This window comes from Arthrobacter sp. RCC_34, assembly GCF_041360795.1.
Classification (GTDB): domain Bacteria; phylum Actinomycetota; class Actinomycetes; order Actinomycetales; family Micrococcaceae; genus Arthrobacter_E.
Genome location: NZ_JBFUPW010000001.1, coordinates 584,751 through 611,141 on the forward strand (window position 1 = coordinate 584,751; position 26,391 = coordinate 611,141).

The window sequence follows — 26,391 nt, forward strand, 5'->3', positions numbered from 1 at the left end:
GGAACGGCCGCCACGGAGACTCTCCGTGGCGGCCGTTCCTTTCCCTGAAGCCGATGGTGGGCGAGACTGGCGGGAGAACAGCACACCACCAGGGAAAGCGTGACCATGAGCCAGCCTCCGAACCACTCCGGCGACATCCCACCTCAGCCCGGCCCGCAGCCTGCTCAGTCCGGCCCGCAGCCGTATCCGCAGCCTCACCCTCCGGCGTACCCCCAGGGCGGTCCCGCCTGGCAGCCTCCGGCGTGGCAGGCGCCGGGCTGGGGCCAGCCCGCTCCGTTCGTGATCCGTCCGAAGGTGGGTTTCGTGGAGGCGATCAAGTCCGGCTTCCGCAACTACGCCACCTTCAACGGCCGCGCGGTCAACTCCGAGTTCTGGTGGTGGTTCGTCTTCGAGTATCTGGTCCTCGGGATTCTCGGCTACGTGGCGTACTTCTTCCTGTTCGTCGGCTTCATGACGTCGCTGGGCGGAGCGTTGTCGGACTCCTCGCGGACCGGGTACCGCAGTCGGGACGTCGACTTCATCTGGAGCGCTCCGCTGGTGGCCGGGATCGTCCTGGGCGTCCTCTTCGTCGTCGTGGCCCTGGCCTTGCTGATCCCGGGGCTCGCCCTGCGGGTGCGCCGCCTGCATGACGCCGGATACAGCGGCTGGTTCATCCTGCTGAGCCTCGCGCCGTTCGGTTCGGTGATCATCCTGGCGCTCCTGGCCATGGAGAGCAGTCCCGAAGGGATGAAGTACGGATATTAAGCCTGTTCAATGGGGAGTTTTCCCCATTGAGCGAAGGGGAGATGTGGTGGAGACTGTACGTTAAAGAAGCATCAAGCGCACCCAGATCAGGGAAAGACAGGACCATGACGCAGCAACCCGATTGGCAGAACAACAACGGCGGCGAGCCGCAGCAGCCGCCGCAGGCTCCCCAGTACGGAGCCCAGCAGCCTCCTCAGGCTCCTCAGTACGGAGCCCCCCAGGCTCCCCAGTACGGTCAGCAGGGCTACCAGCAGCAGCCCGCCAGCCCGTACGGCCAGCCCGCCTACAGCGGTGGCCTCTACCCGCCCTACGTCCCGCGCCCGAGCGTAGGGTTCACGCAGGCCATCAAGATGGGCTTCAGCAACTACGCGAACTTCAAGGGCCGTGCCAGCCGCAGTGAGTTCTGGTTCTGGTACCTGTTCCAGGCGCTGGTGGCAGGCATCCCGATCGCCATCGGCTATGCCCTCATCATCAGTGGGGTCGTCTCCCAGTCCGCGTACTCGGACTCCTCGACCGGCTACACGTCCTCCTCGGACGTCACCTTCACCGGAGCGATGGTTTTCGGCACCATCCTCCTGATCCTCGGCGGAATCATCGCCCTGGCGCTCCTGGTGCCGTACATCGCCGTCGCGTGGCGCCGTCTGCATGATGCAGGCTTCCCCGGCCCGATGTTCTTCCTGTCGCTCATCCCGTACGTGGGTGGCATCATCCTCATCGTGCTGTGCGCCATGCCCAGCAAGCCCGAGGGCATGAAGTACGAAATCCAGTAGGTTCGTGCTCCAACGGCCACAGCCCCGGCACCTTCGCGAGAAGGCGCCGGGGCTGTGGTTGTTTAAAGGCTGTGGCTGTCTATTTAAAAGGAGGTGTCAGGCGTCGGGGAGCTCCGCCAGCAGGCGGCGGGCGGCGTCCGCAGGGTCGGAGGCTTCGGTGACGGCGCGGACCACGACCACGCGGCGCGCCCCGGCCTCGACCACCTGGGCCACGTTCCCGTGGTCGATGCCGCCGATGGCGAACCATGGCACGGAGGTCCCGGTCGAGTCCGCGTACCGGACGAGGTCGAGACCCACTCCGGCGCGGCCGGGCTTGGTCGGCGTGGCCCAGAGCGGTCCCACGCAGAAGTAGTCGGTCTCGCCGCGGGCCGCGGCAGCGAGGGCGGCGTCCACCTGCTCCGGTGCGTGGCTCGAGAGGCCCAGCACGACGTCGTCGTTCAGCAGGGAGCGCGCGGCAGGGAGCGGCAGGTCCTTCTGGCCGAGGTGCAGCACCGGACTGCCGGAGAGCTGCGCGATGTCGGCGCGGTCATTCACGGCCCAGAGCTTCCCGTGGCGTTCGGCGGCCTCCCGGAGCACGGCGAGGAGCTCCAGTTCCTCGGCGGCCTCGATCGTCTTGTCCCGCAGCTGGATGATGTCCACCCCGCCGGAGTACGCGGCATCCACGAAGTCCGCGAAGTCGCCCCGTTCCGCCCGCGAATCCGTGCAGACGTACAGCCGTGCGGCGGCGAGGGAAGGTGTCGCAATTGCTCGATTACCCATGGGCTTCAGCCTAGTTCCTCTAGACTGGTGCGGTACTGCGGGAGCCGGAGCGGATGGTCACATTCGCCGGCTGAGAGGGCTTGAGCGCCGACCGCCACACCTGATCCGGCTAGTACCGGCGTAGGGAAGGACGAGGAGCATGGAGCAGGAGCCGGCGGACGTGGCCGTCATCGGCGCGGGCATCGTGGGCCTGGGGATCGCCTGGACGTTGCTGCGCTCCGGCCGTCGCGTGACGCTCATCGATCCGGCCCCGGCGCAGGGCGCGACCTTCGCCGCCGCCGGCATGCTGGCCCCGGTGAGCGAATACCACTATCAGGAGGAAGACCTCCTCGCCCTGACCCTGGAGTCGGCAGCGCTCTGGGAGGATTTCGCGGCCCCGTTCGGACCCTCCAACGGCCATCGGACGACGCCGACGCTCGTGGTCGGCTTCGACGCGGCCGACCGTGCCGCACTCGCCGATCTCCAGGCGGCGCAGCAGGCGCATGGACTGGAGGTCCAGGCGGTGTCGCTGCGGGAGGCCCGCAGGATGGAGCCACTGCTGTCTCCCCAGTTGTCGGGGGCGTTCCTCACCCCGGGTGACCACCAGGTCGACCCGCGGATTCTGCACGCCGCGATGCTGGAGGCCTTCCGTCGCGACGGCGGGACGGTGCTGACGGAGCGCGCGGAGGCTCTCCGCTGGGAGGCGGACGACGACGGCGGCTCCACGGCGGGCCGGGTGACGGGGGTCCTGCTCGCCTCGGGCCGTGTCGTGACCGCGGACGAGGTCGTCGTGGCGAACGGCCTGGCATCGCCCGAACTGCGAGAGCTTCCCGAGGGGCTCGACCTGCCGCTGCGCCCGGTGCACGGGGACATCCTGCGCCTGCGGGTCCCGGAACGCCTGCGGCCTTTCCTCTCCGCGACGGTGCGCGGCTCGGTCCGTGGCCTCCCCGTCTACCTCGTGCCCCGCGAGGACGGCACGGTGGTCATCGGAGCGACCCAGCGCGAGGACGGGCAGGCCGGAGTGTCGGCGGGCGGTGTGCACCAGCTGCTCCGGGACGCACAGCAGCTGGTCCCCGCGGTCGCGGAGCTCGAACTCGAGGAGATCACGGCCCGGGCGCGGCCCGGGACACCGGACAATGCGCCGTTGCTCGGGCGGGTCGCCGCGGCAGGTGGCGGCGAGGTGGCGGGTCTGGTCATCGCCACGGGATTCTTCCGGCACGGCGTCCTGCTGACGCCGGTGGCGGCCCGGGCGGTCCTGGACCTGCTCGACGGACACGACGACGGGCGCTGGGCGGCCTTCCGGCCCGACCGGTTCAGCCCGGGACTTCTGAAGGAGAACACAGTGGAGGCGCACGCATGAACATCACGGTGAACGGCGAAGAGCGCGCCGTGGGGGAGGACGCCACCGTGGCGGTCCTGGTCTCTCAGGTGACGGGTCGCGAGATCCTGGCCGATGGACGGGCCGCGGACGGACGCCGCGTCGGGATGGCCGTGGCCCGGAACGCCACGGTGATCCCGCGGAGCCTGTGGTCCGGGACTGCGCTGGAAGACGGCGATGAACTGGAACTCGTGACCGCGGTGCAGGGAGGCTGACATGACGGAGATCCTGCAGGACCAGGGGCTCGATCCGCTGGTGGTGGACGGTGTGGAGCTGGGGTCCCGGCTCATCATGGGCACGGGAGGGGCGCCGAGCCTGGAAGGGCTGGGCGCAGCGCTCGTCGCGTCCGGGACCGAGCTCACCACCGTGGCGATGCGCCGGTACAGCCCGGCACAAAGCGGCTCCTTGTTCCAGCTGCTCGTGGATCAGGGGATCCGCGTCCTGCCGAACACGGCCGGATGCTTCACGGCGCGCGACGCTGTGCTCACCGCGGAACTGGCGCGCGAGGCTCTGGAGACGGACTGGGTGAAGCTCGAGGTCATCGCCGATGAGCACACGCTGCTCCCGGATGCCGTGGAGCTCGTGGACGCTACCGAGCAGCTCGTGTCCCGGGGCTTCAAGGTCTTCGCCTACACGAACGACGACCCCGTCCTGGCCCTGCGCCTCGAACAGCTCGGCGCCACGGCCGTGATGCCGCTGGGCGCCCCGATCGGCACGGGGCTGGGTATCCTCAATCCGCACAACATCGAAGTGATCGTCTCCCGGGCCTCTGTTCCCGTGGTGCTCGACGCCGGCATCGGCACCGCGTCCGACGCGGCGCTCGCCATGGAGCTGGGCTGCGACGCGGTGCTCCTGGCCACGGCCGTCACCCGCGCGCAGGATCCGGCCCGCATGGCGACCGCCTTCCGGCACGCCGTGACGGCCGGCCGCCTGGCGCGTCTCGCCGGCCGCATCCCGCGCCGCGAGCACGCACTGGCTTCGTCCAGCATGGAGGGCCGCGCCGAGTTCCTCTGAGGAACTGCGGAACTGAGAGACGACGCCGGCTTCCGGGCGCGTGCGCGCACCGCGGGCTGCGCCCGACCGCTGCGCAGCGCGGCAGGCCTGGGCCCGCCTGGCCACAACGACTGAGGGGCGCCTCCCGGACCTGAACGGTACGGGAGGCGCCCCTCGGCGTCGGGCCTGAAGACGTCTGCGCTGACTGAGTCAGACCTTCAGGATCTCCGTCAGCGCCTTGGCGTCCTCGGCGGACCGGCGGGAGCTGAGGATCCAGGACACGGCGAACGACGCCGCAATGCCCAGGACCAGCGGTCCGATCCACGGCAGCCAGGTCCAGCCGGGCAGGTAGCCCAGTCCGAACGCGATGAAGATGATCCAGCTCAGCGCGGTGACCAGGACGCCCGCCCCGGCCGGGAGTGCGGCGCCCAGCGTGGCGCGCTGCCGGTTGACGGCCCAGGCGAGCGCGCCGACGGCCGCCACGAGCAGGACCGGGATGATCAAGGACAGCATGTCTGCCTTACAGAGCGCCGAAACCGACGCGGCGCTGCTCCTCCGGGCCCATCTCGACATAGCCGAGGACGGCGGCGGGGATGATCACGCGACGGCCCTTGTCGTCGGTGAGGGAGAGCTGCCCGCCGGAGGCCAGCGCCTCGGAGACGGCGGTGGCGATGGCCTCCGCTTCCTCGGAGGACTCGAACACGACTTCGCGAGCTACGTTCTGGATGCCGATCTTTACTTCCACAATTGCCTCCTGGCAGTTTCGTGCGGGCCACGGACGAACACGGCGCACCGCAGGCTTCAACAGCTGTTCCAAGCCTAATATGGCGGGCCGGGGGAGAAGGCCCGTTCGGGCACGCTGGGAGCGAACACGAGGTCGGGTGGAGCGGTCGAAACGAGGGCCTGCCGGCCCTGGAGCTGCTGAGTTCGCTGCCCAGGGTGTGAGTCCGCTACATCGTGTAGCGGACTCACGACGTCGACAGCGGACTCAGCGGTTCGGCGCGCGTGGGTTGAGACCGCGGGGGTGGAGCGCTGGGCGCGGCATGGCATGGACGCCGGGCGCTCAGCTCTCCTTCGGGAAGCGGCTGATGCCGCGCCAGGCGAGGCGGTAGATGAGGTCGCTGGCGACGTCGAGGTCGAGCTTCCCGTCCGTCTCGAGCCAATAGCGCGCACTGACCTGGGCCATCCCGGCCAAGCCGCGACCCAGGAGCTGTGCTTCCAGGAGAGGCAGCTTCGTGTCCTCGGCGATGACCCGGGCGACCGCGTCCGCGAAGGTCCGGTTGAACGTCTCCAGACGGTCGCTGACCTCCTCGTCATTGGTCAGCCCGGATTCGAAGACCAGGCGGTGCGCCTGATCGTCGCCGGCCATGAATTCGAAGTACGCCCGCATGACGGCCTGGACGCGGAGCTTGTTGTCCGTGGTGGAGTCGATGGCCGTCAGGAGCATGTCCGTCAGCACCGCCAGATGGCTTTCCAGGAGCGCGAGGAAGAGCTCCCGTTTGGAGGGGAAGTGCTGGTAGAGGACCGGCTTGCTGACCCGGGCCGTCTCGGCGATCTCGTCCATCGCGGCGCCGTGATAGCCGTTCGCGACGAACACTTCCTGGGCCGCCTGGAGCAGCTGTGCCCGCCGTTCGTCCCGGGGAAGACGCGCGGTACGAGCGCCCGGCCGTGCTTCGCTCACCGTCACATTCCATCCTTTACTTCCAGCGCCATCCCTGTGCGTCCGGCGTGAAGGCCAGTTTACCCATAGGTAATATGACGCGTGTGAGGCGGTGGGCATACATTGAAGACATGTCCTCCCTGACTTCCCGCACCGCCCTGCCGCCCCTGGTCGAACCCGCGGCGGATCTGACCCGCGAAGAGCTCGAACGCTATTCGCGGCACGTGATCATCCCGGAGATCGGCTCCGAGGGTCAGCGCCGGCTGAAGAACGCGCGCGTCCTGGTGATCGGCGCCGGTGGGCTGGGCTCTCCGGCTCTGCTCTATCTCGCGGCGGCGGGCGTGGGCACCCTGGGCGTGGTGGACGACGACGTCGTGGAGCTGAGCAATCTCCAGCGGCAGGTGATGCACACGGTGGATCGTGTGGGGCTGCCGAAGACCGAGTCGGCCGCGCTGGCCATCGCCGAGCTGAACCCGCTGGTGACCGTGGTCCAGCACCGCGTCCGTCTAGACTCGTCCAACGCCGTCGAGCTCTTCCGCCAGTACGACCTGATCCTGGACGGCGCCGACAACTTCGAGACCCGGTACCTCGTCAACGACGCCGCGGCGATCGCCGGCAAGCCGTACGTGTGGGGGTCGATCTTCCGGTTCGACGGTCAGGTGAGCGTGTTCTGGGAGCAGCACGGCCCCACCTACCGGGATCTGTACCCCGAGGCGCCGCCCGCCGGCAGCGTGCCGAGCTGCGGCGAAGGAGGCGTGTTCGGCATGCTGTGCGCCGCGGTGGGATCCCTCATGGTGAGCGAGGCCATCAAGCTCGTGACGGGCGTGGGCCGGTCCCTGCTGGGCCGCGTCGCGCTGTTCGATGCCCTGGGCGGGTCCTGGCGCGAGATCACCGTGCTCAAGGATCCCGAGGCGCAGCCCATCACCGAGCTGAGCGACTACGCCGCGTTCTGCGGCACGGCGCCCACGGAGGAGGCGCCGTCGTCGTCGGAGGCTGATGGCGACAGTGACGGAGTGATCGATGCGCGGCGCCTGGCCGCGATGCTGGAGGAGCGCGACGCCGGGACGCGGGACTTCCTGCTCGTGGACGTGCGGGAGACGGGCGAGCGGGACATCGTGGCGATCCCCGGCTCGGTCCTCATTCCGCAGGGCCGGATCCTGGCCGGCGACGCGTGGGACGAGCTGCCGCGGGACACGGAGATCGTGTTCCACTGCAAGGCGGGGAGCCGCTCCGCGAACGTCCTGGCGGCCGCTCGCCGCGAGGGCTACACGAAGGTCAGCCACCTCGACGGCGGCGTGCTGGCGTGGGTGCGGGACGTCGAGCCCGGCAAGCCGGTCTACTGAGGGTTCCGGGCCGAGCGCCCGGGGAGTTCTGGCTCCAGCGTACTCAGGCGCTGAGGTCCTGCGCGGTGTCCTCGTGCACGGACATCTCATGCGTCGGCACCTCGTGAGCCGGGCAGCCGGCCTCGGACGCGGCAGGCTGCGGCTCGGCGACGTCGATGCCGTAGAGCGCCTCGATGGCGTTCACGTACTGTTCCTGCAGGCCGGCGGCGGCGAGTTCGCGGCCGCGGACCATGGGGGTGTGCAGGAGCTGCTTGACCATGCGGCGCAGCGCGAACTCCACCTCCTCGGCGGCGGCGGTGCAGCCGTGCCGGGCCCGCACGCGCTCCATCTCGGAGTCGAGCACGGACATGGTGTGGCGGCGCAGCGCCACGATGGCGGAGTCCACGCTCCGGGAGCGACGCTCCGCTTCGAATTCATGGGCGGCGGAGTCAACGATCCGCGTGGCCTCGGCCAGGGATTCGGCGGCTTCCTCAGGCGCGGCGAGCCGCACGGATTCCAGCGTGAGGAGTTCCACGCCGTCGAGCTCATCCACGGCGGGGTCGAAGTCGCGGCTGAGCGCCAGATCGATCACGATCAAGGGCTTGGGCTCAGGGCCGCGGACCTCGGCGAGCTCTTCGGCGGACACCCTGCGGTCCGAACCGCTGCAGCCGATCAGGACGTCGGCCTCGGCGATCGCGGCGGACAGATTGTCCGCGTCGAGCGCGGTGCCGCCACGGGCCGCCACGAACTCGCCCGCCCGGCCGGAGCCGGAGAAGACGCTCACCTGGGTGCAGCCGCGTTCGCGGAGCAGGGCCATGGTGGCTCCGGCGTAGGCGCCGGTGCCGAAGAGGACCACGCGGGTGTTCTGCCAGTCGCGGTCCACGGACAGCTCGGTGGCCAGCTCGAGAGCCACGGAGACGATCGAGAGGCCGCGGCTGCCCAGGGCGGTGCGGGTGCCGACCTCCTTCGCTGTGCGGCTGGCGGCCTGGAAGAGGCGCACCAGACCGGGGCTCGCGGTGCCGGAATCCTGGGCGGTGATGAGGGCTCGGCGCACCTGGCCTGCGATCTCGCGTTCGCCGACGACGGCGGAGTCGAGCCCGGCGCCGACCGAGAAGAGGTGGCGGGCCACTTCGGGGCCGCGGCGGAGCGTCAGGGCCTGGGAGACGGTGGCCACGTCCAGGCCGCTCTGCGTGGTGATGTTCTTGAGAAGTTCGTCACGCGCGGCTTCCAGGCCGCGTTCGGTGGCGGCTTCGGCGTAGATCTCGAAGCGGTTGCACGTCGCGAGCACCACGGAGCCGTTCAGGGCGAGGTCCTCAGCGGCGTCACCGGACCGGGCGGGCAGGGGCGGCGACATGGCGCTCCGCGAGGCGACGGCGGAAGCGCCCTTGCTCAGCCGAGCAACGGTTTCAAGGTTCAGATCGGCGTGGGTCGCCGTGAGTGAAAAGAGCACCACAGTGGCACCATCTTATGCTCTTCGCACCTTTGTAGAAAAACCGGCCGCGAATCCGCGGATCCCAGTAATGGCGCGGAAATCACTGACACAGTGTCAGTGACGAAGTGTCGTCAAGTTGCGGCCCCGAAGATAGGCACAATCAAGATATGCCTTCCATGCTCCAGGCCCTCCCGGCTGCCCACCCTCTGGTCACCGGCGCCACGTCGGATTCCCCGCTGATCACCGCGTACCGCGGGGGCAAGCCCACCCGCCGGCCCGTGTGGTTCATGCGCCAGGCCGGCCGCTCGCTGCCCGAATACCGCGAGGCCCGCCAGGGGATCTCCATGCTGGACTCCTGCCTCAAGCCTGAACTCGCCGCCGAGATCACGCTGCAGCCCGTGCGCCGCCACGACGTCGACGCCGGCATCTTCTTCTCCGACATTGTCATCCCGCTCAAGCTCGCGGGCGTGGGAGTGGACATCGTCCCCGGCGTCGGTCCGGTGCTGGAGAACCCGGTCCGCACCGCGGCGGACGTCGCCGCCCTGCCGAAGCTCACCTGGGAGGCGCTCGAGCCCATCCGCCAGGCCGTCCGCCTCACCGTCGAGGAACTGGGCAGCACTCCGCTGATCGGTTTCGCGGGCGCTCCGTTCACCCTGGCCGCCTACATGGTGGAAGGCCGCCCGTCCCGCGACCACCTCGGCCCCCGGACGATGATGCACGCCGACCCCGAGACCTGGAAGGCACTGGCCGCCTGGGCCGCCGACGCCTCGGGTCTCTTCCTTCAGGCGCAGCTCGAAGCCGGCGCCTCCGCCGCGCAGCTGTTCGACTCCTGGGCCGGCTCCCTCGGTCTGGCCGACTATGAGCGCTACGTCGCCCCCGCGTCCGCCCGGGCATTGGACGCGGTCCGCGGCCTCGGCGCCCCGCTGATCCACTTCGGCACCGGGACCTCCGAGCTGCTGCCCGCCATGCACGGGGTCGGTGTGGACGTCATGGGCGTCGACTACCGTCTGCCCCTCGACGAGGCCAACCGCCGCCTCGGGGGCGCGGTCCCGCTGCAGGGCAACATCGACCCTGCCCTGCTGCCCGCCCCGTGGGAGGTCCTGGAAGCCCACGTCCGCGAGGTCATCGCGGCGGGCGCCTCGGCCCCGGGCCACGTGGTCAACCTCGGTCACGGGGTTCCCCCGGAGACGGATCCCGCAGTGCTCACCCGCGTGGTCGAGCTCATCCACTCGATCGGGTACTGAGCCCGCCATGTCCCAGCCCACCCAGCCACAGCAGGGCCACGGCCCGGCTCCGGTGACCGCGCCCGCCGGGGTGCGGCGCGCCGTCGTCGTCGGCGGGGGAGTGTCGGGGCTGCTGGCCGCGTACCGGCTGAGCGCCGACGGCGTCGCCGTCACCCTCGTGGAGGCGCGGCCCGTGCTGGGCGGCGCGGTTCGCTCGCACACGGTGGGCGGGCTGACACTCGACTCGGGTGCGGAGTCCTTCGCGACCCGTGGCGACGCCATCCCTGCTTTGCTCAAGGACCTGGGACTCGACCAGGACGTGGTCGCGCCGCATCCGTCGGGTGCGTGGGTGAGGCTTCCCCAAGGGCCGCGCGAACTCCCGAAGACCGGCGTCCTCGGCATCCCGGCCGACCCCTGGGACGAGGAGGTCCGCCGCACGCTCGGCTGGGCCGGATCGCTGCGGGCGAGCCTCGACCGGGTCCTGCCCGGGAATCTCGGCGCGGGCGCGGACGTCAGCAGCGTGGCCCGGCTCGTCAGGCTGCGGCAGGGCCGACGGGTGCTGAAGCGCTTGGTCGAACCGGTGGTGGGCGGAGTCCACGCCGCCGATCCGGGCCTGCTCGATGTGGACATGGTGGCTCCCGGCCTGCGGAAGCGGATGAGGGAACACGGATCGCTCGGCGCGGCCGTCCTCGCTCAGCGGCAGTCGGCCCGGACGGTCCCCGGGGACGCGGACCGGAACGGAGCGCCGCGCCGTGCGGGGTCCGCCGTCGCGGGTCTCCGTGGCGGTATGCACCGGCTCGTGGAAACGCTGGAGGCCCATGTCCGGGAGGCCGGCGCCCGCGTGCTGACCTCCGCCGCGGCGCGGCCCGTCAGCCGGGACGCCGACGGCGTCTGGACCATTCCGGTCGAGCACGACGGCGCGGTGGAGACGCTGCGCGCCGAGCACCTGGTCGTGGCGCTGGACGGCCCCGCCGCCGTCGAGCTGCTCGCCTCCCAGGTGCCCGCTCTCGCAGCGCATCGTCCCGAGCCGGGGGCACAGATCAAGCTCGTGACCCTCGTGGTCGATCAGCCCGAGCTGGACGCCCGCCCCCGCGGCACCGGCATCCTCGTGGCGCCCCAGACACAGGGCGTGCAGGCGAAGGCGCTCACCCACGCGACGGCGAAATGGCCCTGGCTGGCCGAGGCCGCCGGGCCGGGCGTGCATGTGCTGCGTCTCAGCTATGGCCGTCAGGACGGCGCGCCGGGCCAGAATACCGAGAGCTCCGCAGTCGGCGCCGCCCCCGAGAGCGACGAGGAGCTCTTCCAGGCGGCCCTGGCCGATGCGTCCGAGCTGCTGGGTGTGCCCCTCGCCGCGGACGATGTGCTGGATTACGACGTGGTCCGCTGGTCCGGGGCGCTGCCGTTCGCGGCGGTCGGGCACCGGCAACGCGTCGCGGCCGTCCGGGAGCTGTGCGCCGCGGAGCCGGGACTCGACGTCGTGGGAGCATGGCTTGCGGGAACCGGCCTCGCCGCCGTGGTCGCGGACACGCTCAAGATTTTCACCGGAGCCGGGTCCGGTTCCGGGCAGGGGCCCTCACGGGCCTAGAATTCTACATATCGTAGAAGTCAAAAGAAGTACCGAAGAAGTACCGAAGTACACAGCGGAGACGGACATCCGATCACTTCCGATGCAGGAGGACACAGCAGCATGAGCCACGCAGCAGCAGGACACCACGCCGGGGCGCCGGAGCCCCAGGGCGGCGGCAACGAGTTCTTCACCCTCTGGGCCGTCTTCAAGCGCACCGGCACCGTGGAGCGGGCCGAGAGCGCGGTGGCCGCATTCGAGACCCTCATCGACTCGCTCTCGGACCAGCAGGTGACCCTCCGCGGCGCCTACGACGTCTCCGGCATGCGAGCCGAGGCCGACGTCATGCTCTGGCTGCACGGCGCCAAGCCGGAGGAACTCCAGGCCGCGCTGCGCCGCATCCGCCGCACCGAGCTGTTCGCCGGCACCGAGCTGGCGTTCTCCGCCATGGGCGTGCACCGCGACGCCGAGTTCGCCAAGAGCCACACCCCCGCTTTCTCCCGCGGCGTCCCCGCCGAGGAGTGGCTGTGCGTGTACCCGTTCGTCCGCTCCTACGAGTGGTACATCCTCCCCGCGGAGGAGCGCGGCCAGATGCTCCGCGAGCACGGCCTGCTCGGCCGCGAGTTCCCGCAGGTCCAGTCCAACACCGTGGCATCCTTCGCCCTGGGTGACTGGGAGTGGATCCTGGCCCTCGAAGCGCCGGAGCTGGTGGACCTGGTGGACCTGATGCGCCACCTGCGTCACAGCGAGGCCCGCAACCACGTCCGCGAAGAAATCCCGTTCTACACCGGTCGTCGCATCCCGGCGGCCCAGATTGCCGAGGTCCTTGCATGAGCACCCCAGTCGACGCCGCCCTCGAGGCGCTGCACATCAGCACCGAACCGAACACCGTCACCGACCGCGGCCGCATGGCCCCGGCCGAGTACGATGCCGTCCTCCTCGCCTCCTTCGGCGGCCCGGAGGGCCAGGACGACGTGATCCCCTTCCTGCGGAACGTCACCCGCGGCCGCGGCATCCCGGACGAGCGCCTCGAAGAGGTCAGCCACCACTACCGCGCCTTCGGCGGCGTAAGCCCCATCAACCAGCAGAACCGTGAGCTGAAGGCGGCCATCGAGTCCGAGCTCTCGGCCCGCGGCCTCGCCCTGCCGCTCTACTGGGGAAACCGGAACTGGGACCCCTACATCCCGCAGACGCTCCAGCAGATGTACGACGACGGCCACCGCCGCGTCCTCATGATCACCACGAGCGCATACTCCTGCTACTCCAGCTGCCGCCAGTACCGCGAGGACATCGGCCTCGCGCTCACCGAGACCGGCCTGGACGGCAAGCTGCAGGTGGACAAGGTCCGCCAGTACTTCGACCACCCGGGATTCATCCTCCCGTTCGTCGAGGGCACGCTCGAGGGCCTGCAGAAGATCCGCGTCGCGCTGGAAGCCGAGGACGGCTCCCGGGACTCGGAGATCCGCGTCCTCTTCGCCACGCACTCCATCCCCACCCGTGACGCCGAGGCCGCCGGCCGCAGCGCGGACGAGCCCCGCGATTTCGAGGGCGGTTCCGCCTACGTGGCTCAGCACCTGGCCGCCGCCCGCGCCATCATGGCCGTCGTGGCCCCCGAGGTCGCCTGGGATCTGGTGTACCAGTCCCGGTCCGGCGCCCCGCACGTGCCGTGGCTCGAGCCGGACATCAACGACCACCTGCAGGAGATCGCTCCGCAGGGCGTCAAGGGCGCCGTGATCGTTCCCCTCGGCTTCGTGAGTGACCACATGGAGGTCGCCTGGGATCTGGACACCGAGGCGCTGGAGACCTGCAAGGAACTCGGCGTCGAAGCAGTCCGCGTGCCGACCCCCGGCACGCACGGCACGTTCGTGGCCGGCCTCGTGGACCTGATCAGCGAGCGGACGGTGGCGCAGAACATCGCCGACCGCCCGCACGTCACGGACCTCGGCGCCTGGTACGACATCTGCCGTCCCGGCTGCTGCGAGAACTTCCGTGGCGCCAAGCCGGTGATCGCCGAAGCCGGTGTCACTCTCGGCACCACGCACGACGCATACCCGGCCTGAGCCGCATCACCCCGGGACACCGGGACAGGGAGGAAGAGAAGAGCATGGGCGTCCGCATCGGAACGCGTGGGAGCCAGCTGGCTGTCACACAGTCCCAGCACACCGCAGATCAGCTGGCCGCGGTCGGCGGTTTTGAGACGGAACTGATCCGCATCAAGACCGACGGCGACGTCCTCACCGGCCCGCTGTCGCAGATGGGCGGCACCGGGGTGTTCGCCGTCGCGCTGCGCGACGCGCTGCTGGTGGAACGCTGCGATGTGGCCGTCCATTCGCTCAAGGACCTCCCGACGGCGGCGGTCCCGGGCCTGACGATCGCGGCGGTCCCGGCGCGTGAGGATGTCCGTGACGCGCTCTGCGCGCGGGACGGCCTCACGCTGGAGACCCTGCCCATCGGCTCGAGGGTCGGCACGGGTTCCCCGCGCCGCGCGGCCCAGCTCTTGCTGACCCGCCCGGATCTGGAGATCGTGGACATCCGCGGTAACGTCGACACCCGCCTGGGCCGCGTCCCGGGACTTCCGGGCAACGCGGCGGACGCCCCCGGTGACCTGGACGCCGTGGTGCTCGCGGCCTCCGGGCTGAAGCGCCTGGGCCGCACGGACGTCATCAGCGAGTACCTCGAGACATCCGTCATGCTCCCCGCCCCCGGGCAGGGCGCCCTGGCCGTGGAGACCCGCAGCGCGGACGCGCCGCAGGACCTCTCGCAGGCCGCGGCGCCGGATGTCCTGGCGCAGGCCCTCGCCGCGATCGACGACGCCGACTCCCGCCTCGCCGTCACCGCCGAACGGGCGCTGCTGGCGCGCCTCGAAGCCGGCTGTGCCGCTCCCGTCGGCGCCCACGCATTCCGCAAGGGCAGCTTCCTGCACTTGCAGGCCGTGGTCTGCGCGCCGGACGGCACCCGGCACGAGCGCCGTTCCAAGGCGACGGACGTCTTCACCGAAGTGGGGGCGACCCTCCTGGGGATCGAACTGGCCGAGGAACTTCTCGACGCCGGGGTGGCGGACTTTGCCGACCTCGGCTGAGTGGCCCTCTGCCGGGGGTTTCCCGCAGGCGTCCACCGACCTGGAGGACCAGGACATCCGGGCCGAGCGGGAACGCCTCGGTCTGGATCCCCGGGGTCTGCCGCTCGCGGGCCGCACGGTGCTCCTGACCCGTTCTCCGGACCGGGCGACGAGCATGAACCAGGCGCTGAAGGTGCACGGCGCCCAGCCGGCGCTGCTGCCCCTCATCGACTTCGAGGCCGTGGACGATCCGTCCGCGGTGGTCGACGCCGTGGACCGTGTGATCGCGGGGGAGTACGACTGGCTCGTGGTCAGCAGCATCACGACGGTCCGGGCGCTCGTGCAGTACGCGGGCAGTGAGCGCTGGAAGGCTCTCGCCGGGGCTCCGGTGCGGGTCGCGACCATCGGGCCCACCTCGCGCGTCATCCTGGAACGGCTGGGCCTCGCCGTGGCACTCGCCCCGGAGGACCAGCAGTCCGCGGACGGACTCCTGGCGCTCTGGACCGGGCAGGGTCACCGGATCCTCCTGCCGCAGGCCGACATCGCAGGCACGGTGCTCTCGGAAGGGCTCCGGGCCGCCGGGAACACCGTGGACACCGTCACGGCCTATCACACGGTGGACGCCCCCGCCCGGCCGGAACGCCGGCTCACGGTCGAGCTCGGCCGCAGCGTGACCGGTGCGCCGAGCGCCTCTTCGTTCGCAGTGCTCAGCCCGGAACAGGCCCGGGAAGCCGATGCACACGGGCGACTCGACGCCGTCATCGCGGCCTCGCCGAGTGCCGCACGTGCCGTCGTGGAGCGTTTTGGCGACGCCCTCCAGGCCCGGTTCGTGGCGATCGGACCGAGCACCGCGGCCGAGGCGGAGCGCCTCGGCCTCACCGTGGCCGCCGTGGCGGCCACCCCCACACCCCAGGGAATCGTCGACGCCGTCATCGCGGCGCTGCACGACTGACATTCAGGAGAAGAACCCATGGAACTCCACCACCGCCCCCGCCGTCTCCGGACCACCCCTGCTCTGCGCCGTCTGGTCGCCGAGCACCGCCTGGCGCCGTCCGAGCTCATCCTGCCCGCGTTCATCCGCGAAGACCTCAGCGAGCCCGCGCCGATCACCTCGATGCCCGGCGTCGTGCAGCACACCACCGACTCGCTCAAGCGAGCGGCTGCCGAGGCCGTGGAGCTGGGCGTGGGCGGCATCATGCTGTTCGGCGTGCCGGCGGTGCGCGACGCCGAGGGCACCGCGAGCCTCGACCCCGAGGGTGTGCTCAACAAGGCCATCCGCGACGTGCGCGCCGAAGTCGGCGACGATCTGGTGGTCATGAGCGACGTGTGCCTGGATGAGTTCACCGACCACGGCCACTGCGGCGTGCTCGACGCCGAGGGCCGCGTGGATAACGACCGCACGGTTGAGATCTACGCGCGGATGGCCGTGGCGCAGGCCGAGGCCGGGGCACACGTCCTCGGCCCGTCCGGAATGATGGACGGCCAGATCGCCCCGATGCGCTCCGCGCTGGACGCCGCCGGGTTCCAGGACGTCTCGATCCTCGCTTACGCCGCGAAGTACGCCTCTGCGTTCTACGGCCCGTTCCGTGAAGCGGTGGATTCCCAGCTGCAGGGCGACCGCCGGACCTACCAGATGGACGCCGCCAACCGCCGCGAAGCGCTGCTCGAGGTCCAGCTGGATCTCGACGAGGGCGCGGACATGGTCATGGTCAAGCCGGCGATGAGCTACCTGGACATCCTGGCGGACGTCGCCGCGATGAGCCCGGTGCCCGTCGCGGCCTACCAGATCTCCGGTGAGTACGCGATGATCGAGGCCGCGGCAGCCAACGGCTGGATCAACCGCGACGCGGCGATCATGGAGTCCGTCCTGAGCATCAAGCGGGCCGGTGCCGATATGATCCTGACGTACTGGGCCAGTGAGCTGGCCGGGTGGCTGCGCCGGGGCTGAACCCGGCGGATGATCCCGGGCATCCGGGACGTCTGAGACGGCGTCCCGGCGCGGCGCACATGGCTTGGCGTCCCGGATCGGCCGTGGCGCCGAGGGCGAGGGGGACGTCGATGGGTGTGGAGCGCACGGCTGGCAGGGCCTGGACGAAGGCCGTCACGAGGGAGCCGGAGGAGTCCTGGATCGAGGTCCTGCGCGCTCAGGGCCAGGCGGTGTTCTCGCCCAGTGGCTTGAGAACGCTCCTGACGATCGTGCCGGTGGTGCTCCTCTCCTCAGTGGTGTCGGGTGTGCTTCTGATCGTCGTTCTCGCGCTGATGCTGGTGACCTACACCGGCATCTCGCTCGACGCCTCGCTGTTCGTGTCACATCCGGAGACCGCGGCCACGACGCTGCTGGTCCTGGCGGGAGTCCTGCTCGGCGGAGGCCTCGACGTCACGTTCCAGGGTCCTCAGATCGCGCAGGGTTCCGCGTACTCACAGATCCATCTCACCGGCCTGGTGATGACCTACCTCCTCGTGCTCTGGTGGTGGCTGAGGGGCGTCTACCGGAGGTCCTGCCGGAGCGAGGGAAAGCTCTGGTCCCGGTCGGCGATCGTCGCACGGGCGTTCTGGGAGGGACTGTTCACCGCGATCGTCGTCGTCCCCGCGCTGGGTTTCTGGTCCCCTGTCGTCGACCTTCCCCAGAGTCTGGGAGTCACCCTGCAGACGCGCTGGTGGTCGATCGCCCTCACCATCTTCCTCCTGGTCTTCCTGGCGGCGCTGACCGCTCGTCTCCAGTGGTCACGGGCTCCGGAACGGGGCCTGATGGAGGTGGCCGTCGACGAAGCCAAGCGGCTCATAGTGACCCTCATCGTGGTGTTCACCGTCGCCGCCACGGCGGTGTCCGCCATGGCGCTGGCGTTCGTGCTGTCGCAGCCGGAGGAGCCGGGCCGCGCTATCGGCGTCGCGCTGCCCCTGGCCGACCCCGTGTACCTGGGATTCACCCTGGCGGCGGTGGTGCTCGGTGGCGGGATCATCACCTGGTCCACCATGACGGAACCGTTCACCGCACTCGTGGAAACCCCGCCTCCCTTCACCGTCGGTTTCGGGACGGCGAGCAGCGGGGCCGTCGTTCCGCTCCTCGTCGGCCTCTGCGTCCTCGCCTTGTTCCCGGTCCTTCGTCTCGTCGTCGTGCTGGGGCTGCGACGGCGGGCCGCCGATGAGGCTTTGACAGCAAGGGATCTGTCCGAAGGCCGGCCGTCCGGGGCCGGAGAGGGGCAGGCTCGGAGCTGGGAGCTGATCCGCGCACGCCGGAGGCGGGCCGGACGGGCCGTCGCCCTTCCGGTGCTCGTGACGGTGCTGCTCGTGATCCTTCAGCTGACGTTCGTGAACGCCATCTCGTGGTTCGAACCTGTGATGACACCCCCGGCAGCCGGGCCCGCGCCCGGATACTCCTCAGGGATGACCCTGCCGTGGTACCTTCCCCTGTTCGGCGGTGGTTTCGCCGCCGTGATCTCGGCCGGGGCGGCCTGGATTCCAACCGCCCTCGAGCGCGCGCCCTGGCTGATGGGCCTGCTGGCCTGGCGCACGCCAGAACTGACTGCCTGGCGGCCTCAGCGTCGAGCCGCGGAACAGGCGGAGGACCGTCCCGGTGCCCGCGGACCTGTCCTGGCCGTGCGGGATGCGGGGAACGGGGACGTCGAGATCCGGGAGCTGGAGTACGACGGGCCCGTCCCGGACGGCCCCTCTCGCGGCCGGGAATGAAACCGGCACCCCCTCGGTTTGCATGCATATGCATACAGATTCCACGCACTCGGTTCATCTCGGCGTCGACACCTTCGGGGATGTGACCCTCCACGAGGACGGCACGCCCAAGTCTCATGAGGAAGTCCTCCGCGATGTGGTGGAGGAAGGGGTCCTGGCCGATCAGGTGGGTCTGTTCGGTTTCGGCGTGGGGGAGCACCACCGCAAGGACTTCGCGGTCTCCGCGCCGGAGGTGGTCCTCGCCGCGATCGCCGGGAAGACGGAGAACATCCGCCTCTCCTCGGCCGTCACCGTGCTCTCCTCCGACGACCCCATCCGCGTCTTCCAGCGCTTCTCCACCCTCAACGCCATCTCCGGCGGACGGGCCGAAGTGGTGCTGGGCCGCGGATCGTTCATCGAGTCCTTCCCGCTCTTCGGCTACGACCTCGAGGACTACGAGCTCCTGTTCGAGGAACGCCTCGCCCTCTTCGACAAGGCCCGCTCGCAGAAGCCCATCCACTGGGAGGGCCGCACCCGCGGGCCGATCCGCGGGCTCATGGCGTACCCGCAGGTCTCGGACGGCCTGCTTCCCGTGTCGATCGGCGTCGGCGGCAGCCCGCAGTCGGTGGTGCGCGCCGCGAGTTACGGCTACCCGATGACGCTTGCGATCATCGGCGGCGATCCCGCCCGCTTCCGCCCGTACGTGGACCTGTACTACAAGTCGCTCGAGGAGCAGGGCAAGGAGTGGCAGCCCCTCGCCGTGCACTCCCCGGGCCACGTGGCGGAGACGGATGAGCAGGCCCGCGAGGAGTTCTTCCCGCACTGGCTCGCCAGCCGCAACAAGATCGGCGCCGAGCGTGGCTGGGGTCCCGCGAGCCGCATCGAGTTCAACGAGCAGGTCGCGGCGCACGGCGCGCTCTACGTCGGTTCGCCGGAGACCGTGGCCCGGAAGATCGTCACGGCCAAGAAGAACCTCGGCATGCAGCGCTTCGATCTGAAGTACTCCAACGGCACGCTCCCGCACGCCTCCATGCTCAAGAGCATCGAGCTGCTGGGAACCCAGGTCGCGCCGCTCGTCAACGACATGCTGGCCTAGCAGCAACCCTGACAACGGGCATTCCCCGGCGTTCCGGCGCCGGGGAATGCCCGTTCTCGCGTGCAGATCAAAGCCGGGCGTCAGCGCGCCGACCAGCCGCCATCCATGGTGTAGCTCGCTCCGGTGACCATGGCGGCGTCGTCGGAGGCGAGGAAACGCGCGAGCGAGGCGACCTCCTCCGGTTCCACGAGGCGTTTGACCGCCATCTCGGTCAGCATCACCTTCTCCAGCACCTCGGCGGGGGTGATGCCGTGCGCGGTGGCCTGGTCCGCGATCTGCTGTTCGACCAGCGGGGTCCGGACGTATCCCGGATTCAGGCAGTTCGAGGTGACGCCGTGGGCCGCGCCTTCGAGCGCGGTGGCCTTCGACAGCCCCTCCAGGGCGTGTTTGGCGGTCACGTAGGCGCTCTTGAACGGCGAGGCGCGCAGCCCGTGCACCGAGCTGATGTTGATGATCCGGCCCCAGCCCCGGCGGTACATCCCGGGGAGCGCGGCCCGGATCAGGAGGAACGGCGCCTCCACCATGAGCCGCTGGATCCGCCGGAAGGTGTCCGGGTCGAACTCGGTGATCGGGGCGACCTTCTGGAACCCGGCGTTGTTGACCAGGACGTCGCAGTCCAGCTCCAGGGCCTCCAGCGGGGCGGTGTCCAGGAGATCGACGGCCCATGCCTCCCCGCCGATCCGTGCGGCCACGTCCTCCGCGGCTTCCCCGTCGAGATCCGCCACCACCACGTGCAGCCCGGCGTCGGCCAGGGCCGCGGCCACGGCGGCCCCGATCCCCGAGGCCCCTCCTGTGACGAGCGCCTTCCGTGGACTGCCGTCGCTCATCGCAGGGACTCCTTCGGGTGGCCGACGACGGCGGCGGACACCCCGCGGCCCGGCGCGGCTCCGGCGTCGAGGGCCCGCAGCGAGATTCCGCGCGTCTCGCGCAGACACAGTGCCGCCACCAGGGTGATGACGCCGGCCACGGCGAGATACACGGCGGTGGGCCACCACGAGCCGGTGGTCTTGAGCCATTCCGTGGCCAGGACAGGCGCGAGAGAGCCCGCCACGATCGAGGTCACCTGATAGGCGATGGAGACGCCCGAGTACCGCATCCGCGTGGGGAACATCTCCGCCATGATGGCCGGTTGTGCGGCGTACATCAGGGAGTGGAACAGCAGGCCGACGATGATCGTGAGCACCACGATCCACGTGTTCCGCGTGCCGAAGGCGGGGAAGGCCCAGAAGCCCCAGGTGCCGCCGAGGATCGCGCCGGCGAGGTAGACGGGCCGCCGTCCCACACGGTCGGCGAGGCGCCCCACGAGCGGGATGGCGATGAAGTGGCACACGTGCGCCACGGCGATCATGCCGAGGATCTCCGCCGTGTTCACCTTGAGGGCGGTCCCGAGATAGACGATGGAGAAGGTCACCACGAGGTAGTACAGGATGTTCTCCGCGAAGCGCAGGCCCATGCCCACGAGGACGCCGCGGGGGTACTTGCGGAGGACCTCCCAGACCCCGAACCCGGCGTTCTTCTCGCGGTCCATCTCCGCTTTGGCCTCCTGGAACACCGGGGCGTCCGTGATCCGGGTCCGGATGTAGTACCCGACCAGGACCACCACCGCGGACAGCCAGAACGCGACGCGCCAGCCCCACGCCAGGAATTCCGGCGGCGTCAGGACCGAGGTCATGATCCAGAGGACCAGGGTGGCCAACACGTTCCCGAGCGGCACCGCGGCCTGAGGCCAGGAGGACCAGAACGCCCGCCGTCCGTCGGGGGCATGTTCGGCGACCAGGAGCACCGCGCCGCCCCATTCGCCACCCAGCGCGAGGCCCTGGATGAAGCGCAGCGCGACCAGGAGGATGGGAGCCCACACCCCGATCTGCTGGTAGCTCGGGAGACAGCCCATCAGGACCGTCGCGACCCCGATCATCATGATGGTGATCTGCAGGGTCTGCTTCCGGCCGACGCGGTCGCCGAGATGCCCGAACACCACGCCACCCAGGGGCCGCGCGATGAAGCCGACGGCGTAGGTGATGAACGCCGCGATGATGGCGTCGTACTCGTTGCCCATCTTCGGCAGCAGGATCTTGTTGAAGACGATCGTCGACGCCGTGGCGTAGAGGAAGAAATCGTACCACTCCACCACGGTCCCGGCCATGGAGGCGGAGACGATGCGGGTGAGGAGCGGACGGTCGGCGGCCGCTTCGGCGGGTTGTTCTCTGGTGCTCATGGAGTTCCTCCGGGGTCTGCAGCGAGCCGGCACCACCGCGTTGTGATGTGCATCACTGGATCTCTGCCAGTATCGCTGCGCGAATTTGCCGCATCAATGGCCAGTGCCGCACTGTGCGTGTGCAAAATCGCACAGCAGGTGGTGGCCGGCGGGTTTAGGGTGGTGCCCATGACGACGCCGTCACCCTCGCCGGATCAGCTGCTGGTCCTCCTGGAGGTCTCCCGCTCCGGACGGTTCACCGTGGCCGCCGGAACCCTGGGCCTGAACCACACTACGGTGGCCCGCAAGATCGCCGCCCTGGAAAAGTCGCTCGGAGGTCGCGTCCTGGTCCGCTCGGCCGGCGGCTGGGAGCTCACGCCGCTGGGGGAGCGGGCGGTGGGCGTCGCCTCCCAGGTGGCCGACGCCGTCGCTCGCCTCGGGCCCGAGGCGGAGGACCCGGTGACCGGGGTGGTCCGGATGACCGCGACGGACGGCTTCAGCGCCTACATCGCCGCGCCCGCGGTCGCGGTCCTGCGCAGGACACATCCCGGGCTTGCGGTGGAGCTCGTCACCGTGACCCGCCGTGCTCAGCAGCAGCGCTCCGGCGTCGACATCGAAGTGGTGGTCGGCGAACCGCAGGTGCACCGGGCGGAGGCCATCCCGCTGGGCGCCTACACGCTCGGCATGTACGCATCCCGCGACTACCTGGCCCGGCACGGGACGCCGGAGTGCGAGGAGGACTTCGCCCGGCACGGCCTGGTGTACTTCGTCGATTCGATGCTCCAGGTGGACGACCTCGACGCCCCGCGCCGGCTCGCGCCGCAGATGCGGGACGCCCTGACGTCCACCAACGTCTTCGTCCATGTCGAGGCCACGCGGGCCGGCGCGGGCATCGGCTTCCTGCCCTGTTTCATGGCGGACCGGCATCCGGACCTGGTCCGGCTCCTCCCGGACCGGTTCAGCGAACAGCTCCCGTACTGGATGGTGGTCCGCGCCGACGCGCTCCGTCAGCCCGCCGTCGCAGCGGTCATCTCGGCCATCCGGAACAGGATGGCGGAGGAGCGCGAAATGCTCCTGGGACGGGCGGATCCAGGGGCCTCCTGAACGTGCGTGGAGCCCTCCCGGAGTGGGAGAATGGAGTCATGACCCACTCCGAAGAGCTCTTTGCCCGTGCCCAGCAACTCATGCCCGGTGGGGTGAACTCGCCCGTCCGGGCGTTCGGCTCGGTCGGCGGCACTCCTCGGTTCATGGCGGGCGCGAAGGGCGCCTACCTGTACGACGCCGACGGCCAGGAATACGTCGACCTCGTCTGCTCCTGGGGCCCCGCGCTCCTGGGCCACGCGCACCCCGCCGTTCTGGACGCCGTGCACCAGGCCGTGGACCGCGGCCTCTCCTTCGGAGCGTCCACTGAGGACGAGGGCCGCTTGGCCGAACTGGTCATGCAGCGCGTCCCCGCCGTCGAGCGCATCCGCATGGTCTCCACCGGCACCGAGGCGACCATGACCGCCATCCGCCTGGCCCGCGGCTTCACCGGCCGTGAGCTCGTCATCAAGTTCGCCGGCTGCTACCACGGCCACGTCGACTCCCTCCTCGCCGCAGCCGGCTCCGGCCTGGCGACCCTCGCGATGCCGGGCAGCGCGGGCGTCACGGAGGCCACGGCGTCGCAGACCCTGGTGCTCCCGTACAACGACCTCGCCGCCGTCGAAGCAGCCTTCGCCGCACACCCGGGCCGCATCGCCGCGGTTATCACGGAAGCCGCGCCCGCCAATATGGGCGTCGTCACCCCGGGTGAGGGCTTCAATGCGGGCCTGCGCCGGATCACCGAGGCGAACGGCGCCCTGCTGATCCTGGACGAGGTCCTCACCGGCTTCCGCACCGGCTGGGCCGGGTACTGGGGCCTGACCGGCGCCACCGAGGGCTGGGCTCCCGACCTCTTCACCTTCGGCAAGGTGATCGGCGGTGGCCTGCCGACGGCCGCTCTGGGCGGCCGCGCCGAGGTCATGGACTATCTCGCTCCTCTGGGCCCCGTCTACCAGGCGGGCACCCTGTCCGGTAACCCGGTCGCGATGGCCGCAGGCGTGGCCACCCTGACACACGCGACGCCCGAGGTCTATGCCACGGTGGACGCCCGTTCGCTGGAACTGTCCACGGCCCTCTCGGCCGCACTGGACGCGGAGGGCGTGGACCACTCGATCCAGCGCGCCGGGAACCTCTTCTCTGTGGCCTTCGGGACGTCCGCCACCGGCGTGCACGACTATGCCCAGGCGCAGGCCCAGGAAGCGCACCGCTACGCGCCGTTCTTCCACTCCATGCTCGACTCCGGGATCTACCTGCCGCCGAGCGTCTTCGAAGCCTGGTTCCTCTCCGCCGCCCACGACGACGCCGCCATGGACCGCATCTTCACCGCACTTCCCGCCGCGGCCAAGGCAGCCGCAGGGGCTTGATCAAAGGATTCACCATGGGCGCGCGCAGCCTGAGAAAAGCCCGGGGAGCGGGCATCACCGCCCTGCTCCTCGTGCTCACAGGCTGCGTGCTCTCCGGCTGCGCGTGCCAGGCGCAGCCGGTGAATCCGCCGGGCTCCACCACGGCGTCCGGCAGGGCCAGCGCGACGGCCAGCCCGTCGCCGACCCGCTCGGTGACCCCTACTCCGACGCCGACGCCCACCCCGACGCGCAGCACTCCGAGCCCGGCGCCGTCGTCGGCCACGCCCGGCACCAGCCCCGCCAAGCCGCCCACCGGCCTGGCCTCGCTCAGCCTGCGCCAGCGGATGGGCCAGCTGTTCCTCGTCTCGGCGAAGGCCGACGGCAGCAACCTCGGGGCGACCGCGGCGTCGCTGCAGTCCGGCGTGGGAAATTTCTATCTGAACGGCAGGACGTCCGGCGGCGTCGACGCGACGGCGTCCGTGGTCGCTCAGCTGCGCGCCGCCGTGCAGTCCTCGCAGACCGTCATCCCGCCCGCCGTCGCCACCGACCAGGAGGGCGGGCAGGTCCAGGTGCTGCGCGGCCCGGGCTTCAGTGCCATTCCGAGCGCCCTGCAGCAGGGGCAGTGGGCTCCCACCGACCTCAGGGCAGCCGCCCGGCAGTGGGGGAGCGAACTGCGGTCGGCAGGAGTGACGATGGATCTGGCGCCGGTGCTGGATGTGGTTCCCTCTGCCGATTTCGCGCCGCAGAACATCCCGATCGGCCACTACCAGCGCAATTACGGCTTCGATCCCGCGACGATCGCGGCGTCCGGGAACGCCTTCGCCCAAGGGATGAGCTCGGCCGGCGTGGCTCCTGTGGTGAAGCACTTCCCAGGCCTTGGCAGGGTCACGGCCAACACCGACGTCGCCGCCGACGTGCACGACACCGTCACCACGCGGAACGATCCCTCCCTCCAGCCGTTCCGCCAAGCCGTCCAGTCGGGTGTCCGGTGGGTGATGCTGTCCAACGCCTCCTACGACCGGATCGATCCGGCACGGATGGCGCCGATGTCCCCCGTGGTCATCCAGGGCATGCTGCGCCAGGATCTCGGATTCCGCGGGGCCGTCGTGTCGGACGACCTCTGTGAGGCGAAGCAGCTGTCCTCGCTGAGCCTGGAAGACCGCGCGATCGGGTTCTTCAACGCCGGCGGGTCGCTGCTGGTGTGCGCCAACAGCTGGACCGCGAGCCGGATGCTGGACGCCGTGGTGGCCCGGGCGGAGGCTGATCCCGCATTCCGTGCCAAGGCAGAGGCGGCCGCCCAGCTCGTCGTGCGGACCAAGTCCGCGTCCTGATCCGGACGGCCGGGGCCGGGCCGGCGGACGGTCAGGCGAGCAGGCGCCCGCCCTGCTCGACGAGGAGAGCGACGGAGATCAGCAGCATGAGGAGTCCGCTGCCCAGGGTGACCGAGCGGGCCAGCCCGGGGCGGCTCCGCAGCAGACGGCGGGCGGCGAAGGCCACCGCCCCGTAGACGAGCACGCAGATCAGCACATGGGACAGGCCCATCACCGTCGTCTGCGCGGCCACGGGAAGGGGCGAGCTCAGCGTCACGAACTGCGGCATGACCGCGGCGAAGAGGAGCACGCCCTTCGGATTGATGCCGCTGGTGCCCAGCCCCACCAGGAACTCCCGGCCGCGGCGCGGCCGCTCGGCCGTGGGCAAGGACGGGAAGGTCCCCGCGTTCTGGTCGAGGGTCGGAAGGTCGCCCGAGGATGCCGGGCCGGTGGACTCGATCCGCGCCGAACGCCAGGACCGCAGCGTGCTCAGGCCCAGCCAGGCGAGGTAGAAGGCGCCCGCGACGGACAGCCAGGACACGAGGTCCGGCCGGGCTGCCAGGAGCACCCCGAGCCCGGCGGTGACCAGAGCCGTGTGCAGTACGTAGCCCGTGCAGAGGCCCGCCACGGACGGGACCGGGGACGAACGCCGCAGACCGGCCGCGATCGTGTAGGCCCAGTCGGCGCCCGGAGTCATGACGAGTGCCAGCGAGATGCCTGCGAAGCCCAGGAACGGCGAGAAGTCCATCGCGCAAGACTAGGGAAATCTGCGCGAGAAGTGCTCGCGACTTTGCGGCGGATTCCCGCGATCTGCGATAGA

At 70.4% G+C, this 26,391-nt stretch carries 26 protein-coding genes and 1 riboswitch; of the genes, 18 read left to right on the plus strand and 8 right to left on the minus strand.

Translation table 11 applies throughout. From position 1 onward, the window contains the following. Window positions 1-105: 105 nt before the first annotated feature. The gene (locus AB6732_RS02770) at window positions 106-744 is read left to right on the plus strand and encodes a DUF805 domain-containing protein (RefSeq protein WP_370958092.1); all 639 of its coding nucleotides are present in this window, start codon (window positions 106-108) and stop codon (window positions 742-744) included. A 104-nt stretch (window positions 745-848) separates the two neighbouring features. Then, window positions 849-1,514 (plus strand): DUF805 domain-containing protein, encoded by a 666-nt coding sequence (locus AB6732_RS02775; RefSeq protein WP_370958094.1) that lies wholly within the window; start codon window positions 849-851, stop codon window positions 1,512-1,514. Between the two features lie 96 nt (window positions 1,515-1,610). Here AB6732_RS02775 and thiE read toward each other — a convergent pair whose 3' ends face one another. After that, window positions 1,611-2,273 (minus strand): thiamine phosphate synthase, encoded by a 663-nt coding sequence (gene thiE / locus AB6732_RS02780; RefSeq protein ID WP_370958096.1) that lies wholly within the window; start codon window positions 2,271-2,273, stop codon window positions 1,611-1,613. Between the two features lie 27 nt (window positions 2,274-2,300). Continuing rightward, window positions 2,301-2,417, plus strand: a riboswitch (TPP riboswitch). Between thiE and thiO the strand changes: the two genes are divergently transcribed. The 3 genes from thiO to AB6732_RS02795 all read left to right on the plus strand — a co-directional run bounded on the left by thiO (window position 2,413) and on the right by AB6732_RS02795 (window position 4,644). After that, window positions 2,413-3,612, plus strand: a complete 1,200-nt coding sequence (thiO, locus tag AB6732_RS02785; RefSeq protein ID WP_370958098.1) for a glycine oxidase ThiO — start codon at window positions 2,413-2,415, stop codon at window positions 3,610-3,612. (Overlaps the previous riboswitch by 5 nt.) Beyond that, a complete protein-coding gene (gene thiS / locus AB6732_RS02790) occupies window positions 3,609-3,845 on the plus strand; it encodes a sulfur carrier protein ThiS (protein ID WP_370958100.1) in 237 nt (78 codons plus the stop codon). Before thiO ends, thiS begins: the two co-directional genes overlap by 4 nt. Window position 3,846: 1 nt before the next feature. Further along, on the plus strand, window positions 3,847-4,644 hold the full coding sequence (locus tag AB6732_RS02795; protein ID WP_370958102.1) for a thiazole synthase: 798 nt from the start codon (window positions 3,847-3,849) through the stop codon (window positions 4,642-4,644). A 189-nt stretch (window positions 4,645-4,833) separates the two neighbouring features. Here AB6732_RS02795 and AB6732_RS02800 read toward each other — a convergent pair whose 3' ends face one another. The 3 genes from AB6732_RS02800 to AB6732_RS02810 form a co-directional block, all read right to left on the minus strand. Beyond that, on the minus strand, window positions 4,834-5,136 hold the full coding sequence (locus tag AB6732_RS02800; RefSeq protein ID WP_107003580.1) for a hypothetical protein: 303 nt from the start codon (window positions 5,134-5,136) through the stop codon (window positions 4,834-4,836). Between the two features lie 7 nt (window positions 5,137-5,143). Further along, window positions 5,144-5,368 carry a DUF3107 domain-containing protein gene (locus AB6732_RS02805; protein ID WP_066211181.1) on the minus strand — a complete coding sequence of 75 codons (225 nt, stop codon included), beginning with the start codon at window positions 5,366-5,368 and terminating at the stop codon, window positions 5,144-5,146. A gap of 318 nt (window positions 5,369-5,686) precedes the next feature. Next, window positions 5,687-6,310 (minus strand): TetR/AcrR family transcriptional regulator, encoded by a 624-nt coding sequence (locus AB6732_RS02810; RefSeq protein ID WP_370958104.1) that lies wholly within the window; start codon window positions 6,308-6,310, stop codon window positions 5,687-5,689. A gap of 104 nt (window positions 6,311-6,414) precedes the next feature. Here AB6732_RS02810 and moeB point away from each other — a divergent pair, with 104 nt between their 5' ends. Continuing rightward, window positions 6,415-7,626 carry a molybdopterin-synthase adenylyltransferase MoeB gene (gene moeB / locus AB6732_RS02815; RefSeq protein ID WP_370958106.1) on the plus strand — a complete coding sequence of 404 codons (1,212 nt, stop codon included), beginning with the start codon at window positions 6,415-6,417 and terminating at the stop codon, window positions 7,624-7,626. A gap of 43 nt (window positions 7,627-7,669) precedes the next feature. Here the strand turns inward: moeB and AB6732_RS02820 are convergent, their stop codons facing one another. Further along, window positions 7,670-9,058: a glutamyl-tRNA reductase gene (locus AB6732_RS02820; protein ID WP_370958108.1), complete on the minus strand. Its 1,389-nt coding sequence runs from the start codon at window positions 9,056-9,058 to the stop codon at window positions 7,670-7,672. A gap of 146 nt (window positions 9,059-9,204) precedes the next feature. On the opposite strand from AB6732_RS02820, the gene hemE reads away from it, so the two are divergent. From hemE to AB6732_RS02865, 9 genes are all read left to right on the plus strand, one after another. Beyond that, window positions 9,205-10,281 (plus strand): uroporphyrinogen decarboxylase, encoded by a 1,077-nt coding sequence (hemE, locus tag AB6732_RS02825; protein ID WP_370958110.1) that lies wholly within the window; start codon window positions 9,205-9,207, stop codon window positions 10,279-10,281. A gap of 7 nt (window positions 10,282-10,288) precedes the next feature. Further along, entirely contained in the window at window positions 10,289-11,845 is a 1,557-nt protein-coding gene (gene hemG / locus AB6732_RS02830) for a protoporphyrinogen oxidase (protein ID WP_370958112.1), read from the plus strand. Between the two features lie 102 nt (window positions 11,846-11,947). Then, window positions 11,948-12,658: a hydrogen peroxide-dependent heme synthase gene (gene hemQ, locus AB6732_RS02835; RefSeq protein WP_370958114.1), complete on the plus strand. Its 711-nt coding sequence runs from the start codon at window positions 11,948-11,950 to the stop codon at window positions 12,656-12,658. Continuing rightward, window positions 12,655-13,884, plus strand: coding sequence for a ferrochelatase (locus tag AB6732_RS02840; RefSeq protein ID WP_370958116.1), 1,230 nt, complete (start codon window positions 12,655-12,657; stop codon window positions 13,882-13,884). The genes hemQ and AB6732_RS02840 overlap by 4 nt, the downstream gene beginning before the upstream one ends. Window positions 13,885-13,928: 44 nt before the next feature. Further along, window positions 13,929-14,903 carry a hydroxymethylbilane synthase gene (hemC, locus tag AB6732_RS02845; protein ID WP_066211166.1) on the plus strand — a complete coding sequence of 325 codons (975 nt, stop codon included), beginning with the start codon at window positions 13,929-13,931 and terminating at the stop codon, window positions 14,901-14,903. Beyond that, on the plus strand, window positions 14,887-15,834 hold the full coding sequence (locus AB6732_RS02850; RefSeq protein ID WP_370958118.1) for a uroporphyrinogen-III synthase: 948 nt from the start codon (window positions 14,887-14,889) through the stop codon (window positions 15,832-15,834). The genes hemC and AB6732_RS02850 overlap by 17 nt, the downstream gene beginning before the upstream one ends. Window positions 15,835-15,852: 18 nt before the next feature. Next, a complete protein-coding gene (gene hemB, locus AB6732_RS02855; protein WP_370958120.1) occupies window positions 15,853-16,830 on the plus strand; it encodes a porphobilinogen synthase in 978 nt (325 codons plus the stop codon). Between the two features lie 110 nt (window positions 16,831-16,940). Further along, window positions 16,941-18,569 (plus strand): hypothetical protein, encoded by a 1,629-nt coding sequence (locus AB6732_RS02860; RefSeq protein WP_370958122.1) that lies wholly within the window; start codon window positions 16,941-16,943, stop codon window positions 18,567-18,569. A gap of 28 nt (window positions 18,570-18,597) precedes the next feature. Further along, window positions 18,598-19,644: an LLM class flavin-dependent oxidoreductase gene (locus AB6732_RS02865; protein ID WP_243874602.1), complete on the plus strand. Its 1,047-nt coding sequence runs from the start codon at window positions 18,598-18,600 to the stop codon at window positions 19,642-19,644. Window positions 19,645-19,724: 80 nt separating this feature from the next. Here AB6732_RS02865 and AB6732_RS02870 read toward each other — a convergent pair whose 3' ends face one another. Further along, entirely contained in the window at window positions 19,725-20,471 is a 747-nt protein-coding gene (locus AB6732_RS02870; RefSeq protein WP_370958125.1) for a 3-hydroxybutyrate dehydrogenase, read from the minus strand. Then, the gene (locus AB6732_RS02875) at window positions 20,468-21,859 is read right to left on the minus strand and encodes an MFS transporter (RefSeq protein ID WP_370958127.1); all 1,392 of its coding nucleotides are present in this window, start codon (window positions 21,857-21,859) and stop codon (window positions 20,468-20,470) included. Before AB6732_RS02875 ends, AB6732_RS02870 begins: the two co-directional genes overlap by 4 nt. A gap of 168 nt (window positions 21,860-22,027) precedes the next feature. Here AB6732_RS02875 and AB6732_RS02880 point away from each other — a divergent pair, with 168 nt between their 5' ends. The 3 genes from AB6732_RS02880 to AB6732_RS02890 are packed head-to-tail and all read left to right on the plus strand — an operon-like array spanning window position 22,028 to window position 25,592. Continuing rightward, window positions 22,028-22,942, plus strand: a complete 915-nt coding sequence (locus AB6732_RS02880; protein WP_370958129.1) for a LysR family transcriptional regulator — start codon at window positions 22,028-22,030, stop codon at window positions 22,940-22,942. 38 nt (window positions 22,943-22,980) lie between these two features. Continuing rightward, window positions 22,981-24,282: a glutamate-1-semialdehyde 2,1-aminomutase gene (gene hemL / locus AB6732_RS02885; protein ID WP_370958131.1), complete on the plus strand. Its 1,302-nt coding sequence runs from the start codon at window positions 22,981-22,983 to the stop codon at window positions 24,280-24,282. A gap of 14 nt (window positions 24,283-24,296) precedes the next feature. After that, a complete protein-coding gene (locus tag AB6732_RS02890; RefSeq protein ID WP_370958133.1) occupies window positions 24,297-25,592 on the plus strand; it encodes a glycoside hydrolase family 3 N-terminal domain-containing protein in 1,296 nt (431 codons plus the stop codon). 31 nt (window positions 25,593-25,623) lie between these two features. On the opposite strand, the gene AB6732_RS02895 is transcribed toward AB6732_RS02890, so the two are convergent. Continuing rightward, window positions 25,624-26,319, minus strand: coding sequence for a LysE family translocator (locus tag AB6732_RS02895; RefSeq protein ID WP_370958135.1), 696 nt, complete (start codon window positions 26,317-26,319; stop codon window positions 25,624-25,626). Window positions 26,320-26,391 lie beyond the last annotated feature (72 nt).

Excerpts from the sequence above, each read along its gene's own strand:
- AB6732_RS02770 (WP_370958092.1), top strand. The coding sequence starts at position 106 with ATGAGCCAGCCTCCGAACCACTCCGGCGACATCCCACCTCAGCCCGGC.
- AB6732_RS02775 (WP_370958094.1), top strand. The coding sequence starts at position 849 with ATGACGCAGCAACCCGATTGGCAGAACAACAACGGCGGCGAGCCGCAG.
- thiE (WP_370958096.1), bottom strand. The coding sequence starts at position 2,273 with ATGGGTAATCGAGCAATTGCGACACCTTCCCTCGCCGCCGCACGGCTG.
- thiO (WP_370958098.1), top strand. The coding sequence starts at position 2,413 with ATGGAGCAGGAGCCGGCGGACGTGGCCGTCATCGGCGCGGGCATCGTG.
- thiS (WP_370958100.1), top strand. The coding sequence starts at position 3,609 with ATGAACATCACGGTGAACGGCGAAGAGCGCGCCGTGGGGGAGGACGCC.
- AB6732_RS02795 (WP_370958102.1), top strand. The coding sequence starts at position 3,847 with ATGACGGAGATCCTGCAGGACCAGGGGCTCGATCCGCTGGTGGTGGAC.
- AB6732_RS02800 (WP_107003580.1), bottom strand. The coding sequence starts at position 5,136 with ATGCTGTCCTTGATCATCCCGGTCCTGCTCGTGGCGGCCGTCGGCGCG.
- moeB (WP_370958106.1), top strand. The coding sequence starts at position 6,415 with ATGTCCTCCCTGACTTCCCGCACCGCCCTGCCGCCCCTGGTCGAACCC.
- hemE (WP_370958110.1), top strand. The coding sequence starts at position 9,205 with ATGCCTTCCATGCTCCAGGCCCTCCCGGCTGCCCACCCTCTGGTCACC.
- hemG (WP_370958112.1), top strand. The coding sequence starts at position 10,289 with ATGTCCCAGCCCACCCAGCCACAGCAGGGCCACGGCCCGGCTCCGGTG.
- hemQ (WP_370958114.1), top strand. The coding sequence starts at position 11,948 with ATGAGCCACGCAGCAGCAGGACACCACGCCGGGGCGCCGGAGCCCCAG.
- AB6732_RS02840 (WP_370958116.1), top strand. The coding sequence starts at position 12,655 with ATGAGCACCCCAGTCGACGCCGCCCTCGAGGCGCTGCACATCAGCACC.
- hemC (WP_066211166.1), top strand. The coding sequence starts at position 13,929 with ATGGGCGTCCGCATCGGAACGCGTGGGAGCCAGCTGGCTGTCACACAG.
- hemB (WP_370958120.1), top strand. The coding sequence starts at position 15,853 with ATGGAACTCCACCACCGCCCCCGCCGTCTCCGGACCACCCCTGCTCTG.
- AB6732_RS02860 (WP_370958122.1), top strand. The coding sequence starts at position 16,941 with ATGGGTGTGGAGCGCACGGCTGGCAGGGCCTGGACGAAGGCCGTCACG.
- AB6732_RS02865 (WP_243874602.1), top strand. The coding sequence starts at position 18,598 with ATGCATACAGATTCCACGCACTCGGTTCATCTCGGCGTCGACACCTTC.
- AB6732_RS02870 (WP_370958125.1), bottom strand. The coding sequence starts at position 20,471 with ATGAGCGACGGCAGTCCACGGAAGGCGCTCGTCACAGGAGGGGCCTCG.
- AB6732_RS02875 (WP_370958127.1), bottom strand. The coding sequence starts at position 21,859 with ATGAGCACCAGAGAACAACCCGCCGAAGCGGCCGCCGACCGTCCGCTC.
- AB6732_RS02880 (WP_370958129.1), top strand. The coding sequence starts at position 22,028 with ATGACGACGCCGTCACCCTCGCCGGATCAGCTGCTGGTCCTCCTGGAG.
- hemL (WP_370958131.1), top strand. The coding sequence starts at position 22,981 with ATGACCCACTCCGAAGAGCTCTTTGCCCGTGCCCAGCAACTCATGCCC.
- AB6732_RS02890 (WP_370958133.1), top strand. The coding sequence starts at position 24,297 with ATGGGCGCGCGCAGCCTGAGAAAAGCCCGGGGAGCGGGCATCACCGCC.
- AB6732_RS02895 (WP_370958135.1), bottom strand. The coding sequence starts at position 26,319 with ATGGACTTCTCGCCGTTCCTGGGCTTCGCAGGCATCTCGCTGGCACTC.